This is a genomic window from Micromonospora sp. WMMD735, from assembly GCF_049178995.1.
GTDB lineage: Bacteria > Actinomycetota > Actinomycetes > Mycobacteriales > Micromonosporaceae > Micromonospora > Micromonospora wenchangensis.
This window is the reverse complement of the sequence record NZ_JBMHMJ010000002.1, coordinates 5,002,135-5,016,377: the sequence shown is the minus strand read 5'-3', so window position 1 is coordinate 5,016,377 and position 14,243 is coordinate 5,002,135. Positions and strand designations below refer to the sequence as shown.

17 protein-coding genes are annotated in these 14,243 nt (G+C 73.4%); 6 read left to right on the top strand and 11 right to left on the bottom strand.

Translation table 11 applies throughout. The features are described 5' to 3' along the window. Window positions 1–32: 32 nt before the first annotated feature. Window positions 33–491: an Lrp/AsnC family transcriptional regulator gene (locus ACN268_RS21640; protein ID WP_204925468.1), complete on the bottom strand. Its 459-nt coding sequence runs from the start codon at window positions 489–491 to the stop codon at window positions 33–35. Between the two features lie 59 nt (window positions 492–550). Here ACN268_RS21640 and ddaH point away from each other — a divergent pair, with 59 nt between their 5' ends. After that, the gene (gene ddaH, locus ACN268_RS21635) at window positions 551–1,384 is read left to right on the top strand and encodes a dimethylargininase (protein ID WP_421484761.1); all 834 of its coding nucleotides are present in this window, start codon (window positions 551–553) and stop codon (window positions 1,382–1,384) included. A 46-nt stretch (window positions 1,385–1,430) separates the two neighbouring features. Here ddaH and ACN268_RS21630 read toward each other — a convergent pair whose 3' ends face one another. Together ACN268_RS21630 and ACN268_RS21625 are read right to left on the bottom strand one after the other, a co-directional pair. Further along, window positions 1,431–2,645, bottom strand: a complete 1,215-nt coding sequence (locus tag ACN268_RS21630) for an ABC transporter substrate-binding protein (RefSeq protein WP_421484760.1) — start codon at window positions 2,643–2,645, stop codon at window positions 1,431–1,433. A 29-nt stretch (window positions 2,646–2,674) separates the two neighbouring features. Further along, entirely contained in the window at window positions 2,675–3,520 is an 846-nt protein-coding gene (locus ACN268_RS21625) for an alpha/beta hydrolase family protein (RefSeq protein WP_421484759.1), read from the bottom strand. Between the two features lie 71 nt (window positions 3,521–3,591). Between ACN268_RS21625 and ACN268_RS21620 the strand changes: the two genes are divergently transcribed. Then, window positions 3,592–4,182 carry a bacterial proteasome activator family protein gene (locus ACN268_RS21620; protein WP_421484758.1) on the top strand — a complete coding sequence of 197 codons (591 nt, stop codon included), beginning with the start codon at window positions 3,592–3,594 and terminating at the stop codon, window positions 4,180–4,182. A 2-nt stretch (window positions 4,183–4,184) separates the two neighbouring features. Here ACN268_RS21620 and ACN268_RS21615 read toward each other — a convergent pair whose 3' ends face one another. The 3 genes from ACN268_RS21615 to ACN268_RS21605 all read right to left on the bottom strand — a co-directional run bounded on the left by ACN268_RS21615 (window position 4,185) and on the right by ACN268_RS21605 (window position 6,732). Further along, window positions 4,185–4,997 carry an HAD family hydrolase gene (locus ACN268_RS21615; protein WP_421484757.1) on the bottom strand — a complete coding sequence of 271 codons (813 nt, stop codon included), beginning with the start codon at window positions 4,995–4,997 and terminating at the stop codon, window positions 4,185–4,187. Further along, window positions 4,997–5,818: an HAD family hydrolase gene (locus ACN268_RS21610; protein ID WP_421484756.1), complete on the bottom strand. Its 822-nt coding sequence runs from the start codon at window positions 5,816–5,818 to the stop codon at window positions 4,997–4,999. Before ACN268_RS21610 ends, ACN268_RS21615 begins: the two co-directional genes overlap by 1 nt. Before the next feature lie 185 nt (window positions 5,819–6,003). Next, window positions 6,004–6,732 carry a hypothetical protein gene (locus ACN268_RS21605; protein ID WP_421484755.1) on the bottom strand — a complete coding sequence of 243 codons (729 nt, stop codon included), beginning with the start codon at window positions 6,730–6,732 and terminating at the stop codon, window positions 6,004–6,006. Window positions 6,733–6,884: 152 nt separating this feature from the next. Between ACN268_RS21605 and ACN268_RS21600 the strand changes: the two genes are divergently transcribed. From ACN268_RS21600 to ACN268_RS21590, 3 genes are all read left to right on the top strand, one after another. Further along, window positions 6,885–7,313: an OsmC family protein gene (locus ACN268_RS21600; protein ID WP_088643598.1), complete on the top strand. Its 429-nt coding sequence runs from the start codon at window positions 6,885–6,887 to the stop codon at window positions 7,311–7,313. A 113-nt stretch (window positions 7,314–7,426) separates the two neighbouring features. Continuing rightward, window positions 7,427–7,771 (top strand): metallopeptidase family protein, encoded by a 345-nt coding sequence (locus tag ACN268_RS21595; RefSeq protein WP_204925639.1) that lies wholly within the window; start codon window positions 7,427–7,429, stop codon window positions 7,769–7,771. A gap of 151 nt (window positions 7,772–7,922) precedes the next feature. Continuing rightward, a complete protein-coding gene (locus ACN268_RS21590) occupies window positions 7,923–8,642 on the top strand; it encodes an AIM24 family protein (protein WP_088643597.1) in 720 nt (239 codons plus the stop codon). Between the two features lie 112 nt (window positions 8,643–8,754). On the opposite strand, the gene pheA is transcribed toward ACN268_RS21590, so the two are convergent. The 4 genes from pheA to ACN268_RS21570 all read right to left on the bottom strand — a co-directional run bounded on the left by pheA (window position 8,755) and on the right by ACN268_RS21570 (window position 11,835). After that, on the bottom strand, window positions 8,755–9,711 hold the full coding sequence (pheA, locus tag ACN268_RS21585) for a prephenate dehydratase (RefSeq protein WP_421484754.1): 957 nt from the start codon (window positions 9,709–9,711) through the stop codon (window positions 8,755–8,757). A 10-nt stretch (window positions 9,712–9,721) separates the two neighbouring features. Beyond that, on the bottom strand, window positions 9,722–10,213 hold the full coding sequence (locus ACN268_RS21580; protein ID WP_421486952.1) for a hypothetical protein: 492 nt from the start codon (window positions 10,211–10,213) through the stop codon (window positions 9,722–9,724). 250 nt (window positions 10,214–10,463) lie between these two features. Continuing rightward, the gene (locus ACN268_RS21575; RefSeq protein ID WP_204925460.1) at window positions 10,464–10,922 is read right to left on the bottom strand and encodes a hypothetical protein; all 459 of its coding nucleotides are present in this window, start codon (window positions 10,920–10,922) and stop codon (window positions 10,464–10,466) included. Window positions 10,923–11,097: 175 nt separating this feature from the next. Beyond that, window positions 11,098–11,835, bottom strand: a complete 738-nt coding sequence (locus tag ACN268_RS21570; RefSeq protein WP_421484753.1) for a hypothetical protein — start codon at window positions 11,833–11,835, stop codon at window positions 11,098–11,100. 164 nt (window positions 11,836–11,999) lie between these two features. On the opposite strand from ACN268_RS21570, the gene ACN268_RS21565 reads away from it, so the two are divergent. Continuing rightward, a complete protein-coding gene (locus ACN268_RS21565; protein WP_421484752.1) occupies window positions 12,000–13,217 on the top strand; it encodes an arginine deiminase in 1,218 nt (405 codons plus the stop codon). Window positions 13,218–13,327: 110 nt separating this feature from the next. Here ACN268_RS21565 and ACN268_RS21560 read toward each other — a convergent pair whose 3' ends face one another. After that, window positions 13,328–14,209 (bottom strand): DUF5926 family protein, encoded by an 882-nt coding sequence (locus ACN268_RS21560; RefSeq protein ID WP_421484751.1) that lies wholly within the window; start codon window positions 14,207–14,209, stop codon window positions 13,328–13,330. Window positions 14,210–14,243: the final 34 nt, after the last annotated feature.

Below are 14,243 nucleotides of genomic sequence, written 5' to 3'. Positions count from 1 at the left end.
CGCGCGCCGGCCCGCCCGCCCCCCGGCCGGTGTCAGGGGGTGGACGGGCCGACGCCTGGCGACTCGACCAGCCGGGACAGCACGATGGTGCTCCGCGTGGAGGTGACGAACGATTCCGCCCGCAGGCGTTCGAGCGCCTCCTCCAGGTGGGAGATGTCGGCGGCCCGCAGGTGTACGAGCGCGTCGGCCTCACCGGAGACGGTGTACGCGCCGACCACCTCGGGGTGCCGGCGGGCCGCCACCCCGAGCTGGGTGGGTGTGGTCCGGCCGGCGCAGAACAGCTCGACGAACGCCTCGGTGGTCCAGCCGACGGCGGCCGGGTCGACCACGGCGGTGAAGCCCCGGATCACCCCGGTGGCCCGCAGCCGGTCCACCCGTCGCTTGACCGCCGGAGCGGAGAGTGACACCCGGGCGCCGATGTCCGCGTACGAGGTTCGGGCGTCCGCCACGAGCAACGCAATGATTCGCTGGTCGACCGCGTCTATCTGCAACGTTCCGCCTCGGGGAAGCAACGGTTCTGGCTGTTACCAAAGTTCTACGCTACCTACCCTTGGTCACCGTGAACCAGCAGCGTGTGCCGCGAAAGCGGACATATCTCATGTGTGCCCCGGAGCACTTCGCGGTCGAGTACGCCATCAACCCGTGGATGGACCTCACCGTCGGCGTCGACGTGGCACTGGCCGTCGAACAGTGGGACCGGCTGCGGGACACGCTGGTGGACCTCGGTCACGACGTGCACGTGCTCACCCCGCAGGCGGGGCTGCCGGACATGGTCTTCGCGGCCAACGGCGCCTTCGTGGTGGACGGGACGGTCTACGGCGCGCAGTTCAAGCACGAGCAGCGGGCCGCCGAGGCCGTCGCGCACCGGGAGTTCTACCAGAAGCACGGCTGGCACTTCATCGCGCCGAGCGAGACCAACGAGGGTGAGGGCGACTTCGCCTACCTGCCCGAGGCGCACGGCGGGCTGATCCTCGCCGGGCACGGGTTCCGCACCGAGCTGCCGGCGCACGCCGAGGCACAGGAGGCGCTGGGGCGTCCGGTGGTGTCGCTGCGCCTGGTCGACCCGCGCTTCTACCACCTGGACGTGGCGCTCGCCTCGATCGACGACGGCAACGTCGCGTACTTCCCGGGGGCGTTCTCGGCAGCCAGCCAGCGGGTGCTCGCCCAGCTCTTCCCCGACGCGGTGCTCGCCGACGACGAGGACGCGCTCGCCTTCGGCCTGAACCTGGTCAGCGACGGGGCGAACGTGGTGCTCAACAGCGACGCGACCCGGCTCGCCGGCAAGCTCAAGGCCGCCGGCTACACCCCGGTCCCGGTGGAGCTGGCCGAGCTGAAGAAGGGCGGCGGCAGCGTCAAGTGCTGCATCGCCGAGCTGCGCCCCTGACCGGCGTCGGCACCACGAGTGGCCGGCCCGACCGGGGCCGGCCGGCTCAGCCCAGGGTGGCGATCTCGTTGATCAGGACGTTGGAGAGCAGCCGCCCGTCGAACTGCACCTTGCGCAGGTACCACTTCTGCTGCGGGGTACGCGGCTGGTTGAACTGCCACGGGCCGCGCGGGCTGTCGATCTGACCGATCTTGCCCAGCGCCAGGTTGACCTGCTGCGCGGTCGGCTCGGCACCGGCCAGCCGGATCGCCTTGTCGAGCACCTGCGCGGCGTCGTACGAGGCCATCGCGTAGGTGGTGGGCGAGACGTTGTAGGTCTTCCGGTAGGCCGAGGCGAAGATCCGGTTGGCGTTGTTGTTCAGGTCGGCCGAGTAGTTCAGTGCGGTCTGGATGGTGCCGGCCTTGAGGCTCTCGTCCGCGTTGACCAGGGTCGAGCGCAGGTCGGTGAGGATGTTGCCCTCGGTCAGGAAGCCGGGCGCGTAGATGTCACCGAACCAGCGGCTGCGCCGCAGTTGCCTGATGAACTGCTCACCTGCGGTGCCGGAGTAGAAGCAGAAGATCCCGTCCGGCTGGCGGCTGAGCGCCTCGTCGATCTGCGCGCGGAACTCGTTGTCGCCGGGGGCGGGGTTGGCGGTGGTGAGGATGGGGTCACCGATGATCCGGGGGTCGTCGGTGCCGAAGCCGTCCCGGAAGCCGTTGATCACGTCCTGGCTGGCGGTGCCCTCGGGGGCGACGATGGCGAGCCGGCTTCCGGTGGGAAGTGTTCGCCGCAGGTACGACCCGAGCGCCCGGCCGGGCTCGTCCAGCACGTACGACGTCCGCCAGATGTAGACGACGCTCTGCAGGCTGGGCGGGGAGGCGTTGGACCCGATCAGCGGCACCCGGGCCTTCTCCACCGCGTCCCTGATGCCGGACATCACTGTCGAGTCGACCACGCCGGTCATGGCGAGCACGTTCTGGGCGAGCAGGTTGTCGACGGCGGCCTGGCCGCTCTTGGCGTTGTCGCCCTCGTCGACGGCCACCACCGTCGTCGGGTGGCCGCCGAGCTGCTGCCCGTTCATCGCCAGGAAGAGCTGGAAGCCGTTCTCGATGTCGATGCCGATCGACTTCCCGTCGCCGTTCTCCGGCCGGATCAGCCCGATCTTGATCGGCTTGCCCGGGGCCGGCGTCTCGGTGTCGTCCGTGCCGCAGGCGGCGACGAGTCCGGTCGTGCCGAGCGCGGCCAGCAGTTGAAGGGCCCGCCTGCGGTTCATCTGCGACACCGAAATCCTTCCGGGAGCATTGCCGGGCGTCACCGCCCCTCCGGCGTTCTACCTGGTGGGCGACCCTGCGTCAATGGATCTTGATCTTCAAGCAGCGACTGCAACGCAGCCCTTACCTGGGGCCAGGCCGCCGAGAGCGGGTCGATCAACCCGAAGTGCTCGCATTCCGGCAGCTCAATGAGGGTGACCGGGGCACCGACGGCCCGTGCGGTGGCAGCATATGACCTGCTCAGGGCGGCCGGCACCTGGCGGTCCCCGCCGCCGTGCAGGATCACCGTCCGTGTCCGTCGCGGCACCGAAAGGCAGGGGTCGGCCACCGCGTACCGCTGCGGGTGTTCGACCGGGCCGCCGCCGAGCAGCGCGGCCACCGCCCCCGAATCCAACCCCAGCCGGTACGCCTCGGCGAGGTCGGCGACCGGGGCCAGCGCCAGCACCCCGGCCACGTCCTGCGGGGCGTGCGCCGCCACGTGCAGCGCGAGCTGCCCACCCGCCGAGTGCCCCAGCAGCAGCGGCGGCCCCGGCGCGACCAGCCCCGGCAGGGCATGCGCCACCAACCCGGGCAGCGCCGCCACCCCGGCCCGGACGTCGGTGAGCGTGTTCGGCCAGCCACCGCCCGGCTGGCCGGTGCGCCGGTACTCCAGCTGGGCCACCGGCCAACCCGCCTCAGCCAGGGCGGCGGCGAGCGGGCCGGTGTGGGTGCGGTCGTACTCGGCCCGCCAGAAGCCCCCGTGCACCACCGCCACCAGCGGCCGGACCGGACCACCACCGGCCGGGCGGCGCAGGTCGACGAGCTGCTCCGGCTGGTCGCCGTAGGCGACGGTCAGGTCCGGCGGCGGGGCGGGGCGGCTGAGCACCGCCCGGGGGTCGTGGGACATGCCGGCGACGGTAGCGCGGCTGGTGGAGGTCCGGGTGGGTGCGACGGGAGCGGGTGGGTAAAGATGGGGCCATGACCGAAGCGCACCCCACTGGACAAGCTGACGAGCCGGGCCGCCCCGACGGGCAGTCGGGCACCGTGGTCGTGGTCGGCCCGGACGGCCGCCCGGTCGGCACGATGCAGACCGACGAGGCCGGCGAGGACCCGACCCGCCTGGTCGAGCAGCCGGCCAAGGTGATGCGGATCGGCAGCATGATCAAGCAGCTGCTGGAGGAGGTCAAGGCCGCCCCGCTCGACGACGCCAGCCGGCACCGGTTGCGGGAGATCCACCAGCGGTCGATCGTCGAGCTGAAGGAGGGCCTCGCCCCCGAGCTGCGCGAGGAGCTGGAACGGCTCTCGCTGCCGTTCGCCGAGGACCAGGCGCCCAGCGAGGGTGAGCTGCGGATCGCCCACGCCCAGCTCGTCGGCTGGCTGGAAGGGCTCTTCCACGGCATCCAGGCCACCCTGGTGGCCCAGCAGATGGCCGCCCGGATGCAGCTCGAGCAGATGCGCTCCGGTGGCCGTCCCGCCCTGCCCAGCGGTCCCGGCGGGGGGATGATCCCCGGCATGCCCGGCATGGGCCAGCCCGGTGGCGAGGGCCACAACACCGGCCAGTACCTCTGAACTCAGCCCACCCCGAAGACCTTCTCCAGGTACGCCGCCACACCGTCGGCGGTGTTCGCCCCGGTCACCTCGTCGGCGATCTCCAGCACGGCGGGGTGTGCGTTGGCCACCGCCACCGCCCGCCCCGCCCAGGTGAGCATCGGTACGTCGTTGGGCATGTCACCGAAGGCGAGCACGTCGGCCTGCGCCACCCCGATCCGGGCCGCGTACCAGGCCAGCCCGGCGGCCTTGGTCACCCCGGCGGCGGAGATCTCCACCAGCCCGCTGTACGACGAGTGGGTCGCCTCGGCCAGCCCCTCCAGGGCCCCCGCCACCACCTGCACGAAGGCGTCCGGGTCCTGGGTGCCGGCGCGGGCCAGCAGCTTCACCGCCGGCACCGAGGCCAGCTCCTCCGGCGACTCGACCGCCCGGATGGCCTCGTGGTCGGCGTCCCAGCGCAGCGGGTAGTGCGCCTCGTGCCGCATCTCCCGGCTGTCCACGATCTCCACCGCGAAGCTGACCTCCGGCACCTCCGCCCGCAGCCGGCGGGCCACCTCGGCGAGCAGTTCCGGGGCCAGCGGGTCGGCCCGCAGCACCTGGTCGGTGTCCGGGTCGTAGACCACCGCGCCGTTGGCGCAGATCGCCGGCAGCGGGGCTGCGAGCTGGTCGTACACCAGTTGGAGCCAGCGGATCGGGCGGCCGGTGACCAGCACGACGGGGGTGCCCGCCGCGGAGATCCGCTCCAGCACCGCCGCCGTACGGGCGCTGAGCCGACGCTCGTCGCCGAGCAGGGTGCCGTCGATGTCGCTGGCGACCAGCCGTGGTGTCTCTGCCATCACCGGGAGAGTAGCCGGTCGAGGTAGACCGCCACCCCGTCGTCGTCGTTGCGCAGGGTCACCTCGTCGGCGGCGGCCCGCACCAGCGGATGCGCGTTGGACACGGCCACCCGGGACCAGCCGGCCCAGGCGAACATCGGCAGATCGTTGGGCATGTCCCCGAAGACCAGCACGTCCGCCGGGTCGACGCCGAGCCGCTCGGCGACCACGGTCAGCCCGCTGGCCTTGTCCACCCCGGCCGGGGTGATCTCGACGAAGCCGAGACCGGCCTGGGTGAGGGTGGCGACCTGCGGCGGGACGATCCGGCGGGCGGCGGCCAGCAACTCGTCCACGTCGTGGTCGGCGGTCCGGACGAACGCCTTGATCACGTCGAGGGCGAGACATTCCGCCCGACTGCGCGCCTCGAACCGATCGGGGTAGGGCCAGGATGGGTGGTAGTCGCCCCAGAGCGGCGCGTCGTGCTCGTCGGAGCCCTCGACCATGACGGTCAGCGGGCCGACGGCGGCCTCCAGGTCGGTCAGCACGCCGGCCAGCACCTCGGCGGAGAGGCGTTCGTCGCGCAGCACCACCGGGCCGGCCGGGTCACTCTGGTCGACCACGCAGCCACCACCGGCCATCACCAGGAAGTCGGCGGCCCGGATGTCGTTGCGGGTGAGTTCCTTCAACCGGGGGCCACGGCCGGTGGCGCCGACCACCGGGATACCGGCGGCCCGCACCCGGTCGAGCACCCCGTGGGTGTACGCCGAGACGGTGTCGTCGCTGCGCACGAGCGTGCCGTCGAGGTCGGTGGCGATGAGTTTGGGCAGTCCCGGGCGGGTCATCGTTCCTCCTTGCCCGCCGCCGTCCGTACCGGTCGTCCGACCCGGTGTGACGGCGGGCAGCAACCGTACCTCGCCGTCCGGGTCGCAACCATGGCTTCCGGGCGAATCAGCAGGCAACGCCCGGTGACCGCCGCGCGGCCCTCGGCCGGGACGCGGTCACTGACCGGCTTCGGGCCCGGCGGGGTTCAGGGGTGCGGTTCGCGGCGGGCGAACGGGACCGTCGGGGTGACGGTCAGGCCGGCGGGCGCGGCCGGCCGCTCGTCGTCCCCGTCCGGGCCGACCCCGTCCCGGTCCACCGCGTCCGGGTCGGCCCGCGGCCCGGCGGCGTCGGCCGGCGGACCGTCCGGCTGCGCGACGGCGGTGAGCAGCGCCGCCCCGACCAGCGCGACCGCGACGAAGGCCATCACCAGCCCCCGGCCGTAGTCGACCCGGAACCCGTCCTCCGGGGAGTAGAACAGCGCCCGCTGGCCCGAGTCGTCCAACGAGAAGGCGGTGACGGTGAGCAGGACCGCCAGGGCGCCCGCCACCGCCAGCCCGGCCACCCGGGCGTCGTGCCCGACCGCCGGCCGCCCGCGCAGGGTCAGCGCCACCGCGACACTGAGCAGCAGGATCCCCACCAGGTACGCGATCCCGAAGCCGCCCACCTCGGCCACGCCACCGGGCACCCGGATGGTGCCGCTGTCCTCCGGACCACCGTTCGGCACGGTCATCACCAGCCACTCCCCGGCCATCGACGCCGTGGCGGCGACCGCGCCGAGCAGGGCCAGCACCGGGGGCAGCCGCCGGTCCCGGCGCAGCGCGGCGGGCCAGTGCCCGAACCGTCCGCCGGCTGGTCGTGCGGGGTCACCCCACTCCAGCACGGGGGTGTCGTCCGAACGGTCGTCCTGTCTCGGGATGGGGAGATCCTGGGACATCGGCCACCTTCCGCGTCGCGGGCCTGACCCGCATCATCCCACGCCGGTACGCCCCGGCCCGGCAGCGTCGACGCCCCGAAACGCCGGACGTCGGCCGGTGCGGGCCCGCCGGGTCGGTCGCCGCGGGCGGGGCTTTCGACTAGCGTTCGGGTATGCCTATCCGTACCGCATCCGCACGTTGGCAGGGCAACCTCACCGAGGGCGCCGGGACCGTCCGCACCGGCAAGGGTGGCCTGGAGGGGAACTACTCCTTCAAGTCGCGCTTCGAGGAGGGCGAGGGGACCAATCCGGAGGAGCTGATCGGGGCCGCCCACGCGGGCTGCTTCTCGATGGCGCTCTCCAAGCAGCTCGCCGACGCCGGGGTGTCCGGCACCTCGGTGGAGACCACCGCGAAGGTGCACTTCGACAAGACCGACGCGGGCATGACCGTCACCCGGATCGACCTGGAGACCGTCGGCCAGGCCCCGGGCCTGGACGAGGCCCAGTTCACCAAGCTGGCCGAGGCCGCCAAGGAGGGCTGCCCGATCTCCCGGCTGCTCTCCCCCGGCGCGCAGATCAGCCTCACCGCCCGCCTCGCCTGATCCGTCCCGTCCGTCGTCGGGCCCGCGCGGGCCCGACGACGGACGGGGTACGGGCGGTGCTCCGGCGGGACCGGTGGGCGGCCGTCCGGTCGGGCACAATGGGTGAGGTGCCCGTGGAGATGAGCCGTGAACGCTTCGAGGAGCTGGTCGGCGAGGCCCTCGACGAGGTGCCCGAGGAGTTGCTCCGGCTGATGAGCAACGTGGTCATCCTGGTCGAGGACGACCCGCCACCCGGGGAGGACCTGCTCGGCCTCTACGAGGGGCACGCGCTGACCGAACGCGGCTGGAACTACTCGGGCGTGCTGCCCGACCGGATCTTCATCTACCGCCGGCCGATCCTGCGGATCTGCGCCACCGAGGACGACGTGGTCGACGAGGTGGCGGTGACCGTGGTGCACGAGATCGCCCACCACTTCGGCATCGACGACGAGCGGTTGCACGCGCTGGGCTGGGGCTGAGCCCGCCACCCCACTCGTGCGGCCGGTCGTCTGCGTGCACCTGACCGGTTCCGTGCGCGTAGTCGGCCCGGCCCGCCGCTCGGCCGATGCGGCGGGTTGCGGGGGCTGCCTACCGTGTGGTGAGCACACCCCCAATCAGGAGGAAGACCCAATGCGCAGCGCGCTGTTCTCCGCGGAGAACCTGGAGAAGGAGTCCGCCCAGCCCGGCATGCGGCTGCAGAACTCCAAGATGTTGAAGATCGAACTCAACGGCGAGGCGATGGCCCGGGTCGGGTCGATGGTCGCCTACCAGGGGCAGGTGCAGTTCCAGGCGTTGGGCTCGGGCGGCATCGGCAAGTTCATCAAGCAGCGGCTCACCGGCGAGGGCGTGCCGCTGATGAAGCTCAGCGGCCACGGCGACGTCTTCCTGGCCGAGCTGGCCAAGGACGTGCACATCATCGACCTGGAGCCGGGCGACGCGCTGTCGATCAACGGGTCCAGCGTGCTGGCCTTCGACTCCACCCTGTCGTACGACATCAAGATGGTCGGCGGCGCGGGGATGGCCTCGTCGGGCCTGTTCAACTGCGTGTTCAGCGGCTACGGCCGGATCGCCATCACCACCAAGGGCACCCCGGTCGTGCTCAACGTCGACGCGCCCACCTACGTCGACCCGCAGGCGGCGGTGTGCTGGTCGGCCAACCTCCAGACCGGCTACCACCGGGCCGAGCAGCTCGGCCTGGGCACCCTGCTCGGCCGCAGCACCGGTGAGGCGTTCACCATGAGCTTCGCCGGCCAGGGCTTCGTCGTGGTCCAGCCGTCCGAGGAGCCGCCGGTCCAGGGCAGCGGCGGCCAGCAGCAGCAACAGGGCCTGCTCGGCGGCCTGCTCAGCTGACTGACGACGTGGGGCGGTCCCGGCCGGGACCGCCCCACGGTCGTCTGCGCGGCCGGACCGGTGCGGTCCGCACCCGGTGCCGCGCCGCCGCCGGAACCCCGGTCGCGCGGGCTCAGCTCAGCTCGCCGGCGCGCAGCCGGGCCAGCCAGGCCGCCGCGTCGGTGTAGTCGGTGTCCGAGAGCCCGGCCGGCGCGGGGACCGGCCGGTCACCCGCCGCGTCGGCCCACCGGTGCCGGGGGTACGACCCGAGGAAACGCACCTCGGCACAGACCCGCCGCAGCCCCTGCAACGCCTCGCCGAGCCGGGCGTCGGCCACGTGACCGGTGCAGTCGAGGAAGAAGACGTACCGGCCCAGCGCCTCCCCGGTGGGGCGGGACTCGATCCGGGTCAGGTTGACCCCCCGTACGGCCAGCTCCATCAGCACCGACAGCAGCGCGCCCACCCGGTCGTGGGCGATGGAGACGGCGAGCGACGTGACGTCGTCGCCGGTGGGCGGCGGGGGCGGGCCGGGGCGGGACAGCAGGGCGAACCGGGTCACCGCGTCCGGGTGGTCGGCGATCTTGTCGGCGAGCAGGGTCAGCCGGTGCCGGGCCGCCCCGATCGGGGCGCAGATCGCCGCGTCGTACTCGCCGTTGGCCGCGCCGGCCGCCGCCGCGCCGTTGGACAGCACGTCGATCACCGTGGCGTCGGGCAGGTGCGCGCGCAGCCAGTTGCGGCACTGGGTGGACGCCTGCGGGTGGGCGGCCACGCTGCGCACCCCGGCCAGGTCGGTGCCGGGGCGGGCGCCGAGCACGAACTCCACCGGCAGGATCACCTCGCGGGTGATCACCAGCGGGTCCCCCTCGGCCAGCTCGTCCAGGGTCACCCCGACCGCACCGCCGATCGAGTTCTCCATCGGCACCAGCGCCGCGTCCGCCTCACCGGCCCGTACGCTCTCCAGTGCCTCACCGACGCTGCGGGCGGGCGTACGACTGCCGCGCTCGGCGGCCGGGACGGTGCGCAACGCCTGCTCGGCGAAGGTGCCCTCGGGGCCCAGGTAGACGTAGCGGGTCGGCGGTGTTCCGGGCATGCCGCCCAGCCTACGCACCCGGCGGCAGCCCGGTCCCGGTGTCGCAGGCCAACGTCCGGATGGCGGGCGGCGCGACGGCCTTCACCTCGATCGAGCAGACGTCCGTACCGGCGGTGACCAGCCGCAACGCGCCCGGCTCCCCCCGGCTGACCGCCTGGAGTTCCTCGTGCCCGCTGACCGACAGCACGGTGTACTGCCAGCCGTCGGCGCACAGCGGCCCGTCGACGGCCCGCACCGACACGTCGCGGGGCAGCACGTTCCCGCGGAGCAACCCGATCACCCGGTCGGCCGGGGGACGGCCGCCGCAGGACTCCGCGACCGCAGCGACGGTGGGGGTCGGCGGCGTCGACGTCGGCGGCAGGGTGGGGGTCACCGGCAGGGTTGGGGGCGTCGTCGTCGGTGGCAGGGTCACGGCCGGCGTGGGCGGGGCGACCGGGGCCGGCAGTTCAGGCTCGGGCGGGGCGGCGCAGCCGGTGAACGGCGACACGGCGAGCAGGGCCACGGCGAGCCGGGCGGCGACCGGCCGCCGGTACGGGGGACGGTGGGCGGGGTCAGGCGGCACGGGCCGGTCCTCGGGGGATTCGGGCGCGGGGGCGTCGCGACGGGGGCCGACCGTCAGGACCGTGGGAGGGGGCCGGTCGTGTGGCCGGTGGGGTGAGCCCATCGTAGGAAAAACCGTCCGCCCGGTGAAGGCCGGCGCGACGCCCGACGCCGCCGCCTGATGCGGGGCGGCTCGGCGCGGGCGGTGCCGGTCAGATCGGGGAGAAGAAGGTGAGTGAACCGGTGACCGAGCCGCCGGTGAGCATCGGGGTGGAGACGGCGTCGACGGTGGCGTAGGTGCTGGCGTCGCCGGCGGGCTGCACCCGCAGCAGGCCCCGGGCGAGTCGACCGGAGTGCAGGGCGAGCAGCGGGGGGATCTTGTCGGTCTCCTGCTCGGGCAGCTCGTGCCGGGCGGCGGTGAAGTCGAGCAGCCGCAGCCCCCCTTCGAGCAGCGGCAGGCCGACCACGTCCTCGGGGGCACCGAGGCAGAGCAGTTCGCAGCCGGCGGCGGAGATGGCCACCACGAGGGTGTCGGCGTCGATCAGCAGGCAGGGCTCCTCGGCGTGCGACACGCTCGCCGACCACTTCCCGACGTTGTCGCACCCCGGCCCTGTCGGCGTCCGCGCCGCCGGCACGAACACGTCCGGGAGCGAGAGTTCGACGTGGGCCACCGCGCCTCCTAGGTACACCGACGGTCTGTCCACGCTAGCCGGTCTTCGTGACGGTCGCCGACCGCGCGGGAGCCACCGGCCGCCGGTGGAGGGATCAAGTGCCCTGGTGGGCGGCCGGCGACGGCGCGGACCGGCATGTCGGGGGGACCGGTACCGCGGGGCGTCGCCGGTGACGTTACCGGCGACCCGCCGGCTTGTCAGCGGCCGTTCGGCCCTCGTCGTACCACCGGTAGTCGCCGGTGGGACGGTAAGTGCCGTTGTGCCAGGTCTGCGGGGCCTGGGCGACCCGGGACAGCTTCTCGGCAGTGGCCGGGCTGATCCGGTTGCCTCCGGCGACGAGGAGCCGGTCGAGCTCCCGGTGGGTCGCCATCATGCAGTCCTTCGGCAGGCCGTACACGCTGATGACGCCGGAGCCGACGAAGGTCAGCACCGGCGTCACCGGGATCGGCAGGCCGACCGCCTGGCTGAGTGCCTTGCTGGCCCGCTTGGCGTCCCGCCGGGCCTCGGCCACGTACGGCGGGCGCTTGCCGTTGATCTGCACCACGTCCCCGGCGACCAGCACCCGGGCCCGGCCGTGGTCGGCGATGCTCACCGCGAACAGCCCGCTGGGGCCGATGGCGAGGAACCCGGCGCGTTCGTCCTGGCCGTGGTCGCGCAGGACGTCGGAGACGTCGGTGCGCGGCCATTCGATGACGTGCCAGGCGGGGCCGAGGTGGTCGAGCTGACCGAGCGCCCGCGCACCGGCGGCCTCCAGCCGGCGGGCGCCCCGCTCGGCCCGGCGTCGACGTGCCCACTCCAGTGGGGTCGGACGTACCGGGTCGAGAGCCGCGGACCCGTCGGGACGGGGGTGCGGCACCGCCACGGGCGGCAGTGCCCGGGTGGGTACGGCTCGACGAGCGGGAAAGACAGTCATCGCGACCTCCGGCAAAAGGTCCCTCGAAAGTTATGTTCTCACTACCCTACGTCGCCACTGTGGGGGTACGGCAAGTTGGAACGCCGGAATGAGTGCGGATGAATGCCATATTCATCCGCAGTTCTTCCGCTGAACATCGTTCATCACTGCCCTACGCTGCGGGGGTGACCCACTACGTGGACAGCGAGGTCGGTCGACTCGGCACGGTGCTGTTGCACCGACCGGGCCGGGAACTTGCCCGCCTCACCCCCCGCAACAACGACTCGTTGCTCTTCGACGCTATCCCATGGGTCGGCCGGGCCCAGGAGGAGCACGACGCCTTCGCCGCCGAGCTGCGCGGACGGGGCGTGGAGGTGCTCTACCTCGCCACCCTGCTCGCCGAGACCCTCGCCGTCGCCGAGGCCCGCGCCGAACTCACCGAGCAGGTGCTCGCGTCACCCCGGCTCGGCGACACCCTGCGCCGCCGGGTCGCCGACCACCTCACCTACCTCGATCCCGTCGCGCTCGCCGACGTGCTCATCGCCGGCCTCGCCCACGAGGAGGTGCGGATCAGCGCCGAACGCCCCGGCGGTCTGGTCTGGACGATGATGGACCGCCACGAGTTCGTCATCGACCCGCTGCCCAACCTGCTCTTCACCCGGGACTCGTCACTGTGGATCGGCGACCGGGTCGGGGTCACCAGCCTCGCCATGCCGGCCCGCCGCCGGGAGACCACGCTGACCGACGCGATCTACCGGCACCACCCCCGCTTCGTCGGCACCAGGACCGTCTACCACCCCGGCCTGGAACACCTCGAAGGCGGCGACGTGCTGCTGCTCGCCCCCGGGGTGCTCGCCGTCGGGGTGGGCGAGCGGACCACCCCGGCCGGTGCCGAACGACTGGCCCGGCAGGTCTTCGCCGCCGGCCTGGCGCACACCATGCTGGTGGTGCCGATCGCCCAGGAACGGGCCACCATGCACCTCGACACCGTCTGCACCATGGTCGACGTCGACGCGGTGCTGATGTACCCCAACGTGGCCAGCACGCTGTCCGCGTACACGGTGATCGCCGGGCCGGACGGCGAGCCCCGGGTGGACGGCCCCGCGCCGTTCCTGCGCGCGGCGGCCGACGCGATGGACCTCGAACAGCTCCGGGTGATCGACACCGGCCTGGACCCGGTGACCGCCGAACGCGAACAGTGGGACGACGGCAACAACACCCTCGCCCTGGCCCCCCGGCTCTGCGTCGGCTACGAACGCAACGTGGAGACCAACGCCCAACTGGAGCGCGCCGGCATCGAGGTCATCCCGATCGCCGGTTCGGAGCTGGGCTCCGGCCGGGGCGGCCCCCGCTGCATGTCCTGCCCGCTGGTCCGCGAGCCGCTGCACCCGACGGCCGGCTGAACCGCCCCACCCGGGGCGGCCCGGCGGCCGGGGCCGCCCCGGGTGGGGCGGCGGCCCGGACCGACGACCCCGGCGCACCGGCCCGGCCGGCGGACGAGACGGCCGGCGGGCTAGCGGAGGGTGAGCTGGCGGCCGAGCAGACCCTGACGGGCCCGGCGGCCGGCGGCGTCCAACGGCTCCTTCTCGGCCAGCGCGTCGGCGTACCGCTTGGCGAACGCGGCCACCGGCTCCTCCCACTCGGCGGCCGGGACGTCCTCCGGCAGGTCCCACACGGGTGCCAGCCGGCCGTGCGCCCGGAACATGCCGGCGAACCTCGTGCCGTCGCCGAGGGTGAGCGCACCGGCGGCGGAGAGCCGGGAGAGCGCGTCCAGCGCGGCGTCCTCGTCGTCGCCGAGCACCCAGCGCACGTGCGCCTTCTCCGGCACCTGGCACCAGTAGGCGGCCCGCGCGGCGGCCAGCTTCACGGTCGGGTAGATCGCCGCGTTCGCCCGCTCCAGGGACGCCTGCACGGTCGGGTCGTCGGCCGCGCCCGGGTCGAGCCAGAACTCGAAGCCGTCGTGCATCGTGATCTCCAGCGGACCGTCCACCAGGATGTCCTGCAGGCGCGGGCCGGGGCCCGGCAGCGGCGGCACCGTCACCGCCCCGCCCGGCTCGGTCCGCAGCGCGCAGAGCAGCGCGTCGGCCAGGTCCCGGGAGACGTCGCCGGACTGCTGGTGCCGTTGCAGGCCGATGAACACCCGACCGTCCGGCTTGGTCATCGCCGGGGCGGCCATCGGCAGCACGGTCGCCAGGGTGACCGGGCGGTCGCCGTGCTCCTCCACCAGGTCCGGGGTGAGCCGCAGCGGTGCCGAGGCGGCCGGTACGAGTTCGCGCAGGGCGATCCACTCCGGCTCGTCCACCAGCCCCTCGAACGGACGGGGGACGAAGACGTCCCGGATCTTCTCCCGGCGGGGAGCGGACTCGGCGCGCTGGTTCTTTCGACGCTTGCTCACGGCGAGACAGCCTAGAGCCCGGCGGGCGGCGGTG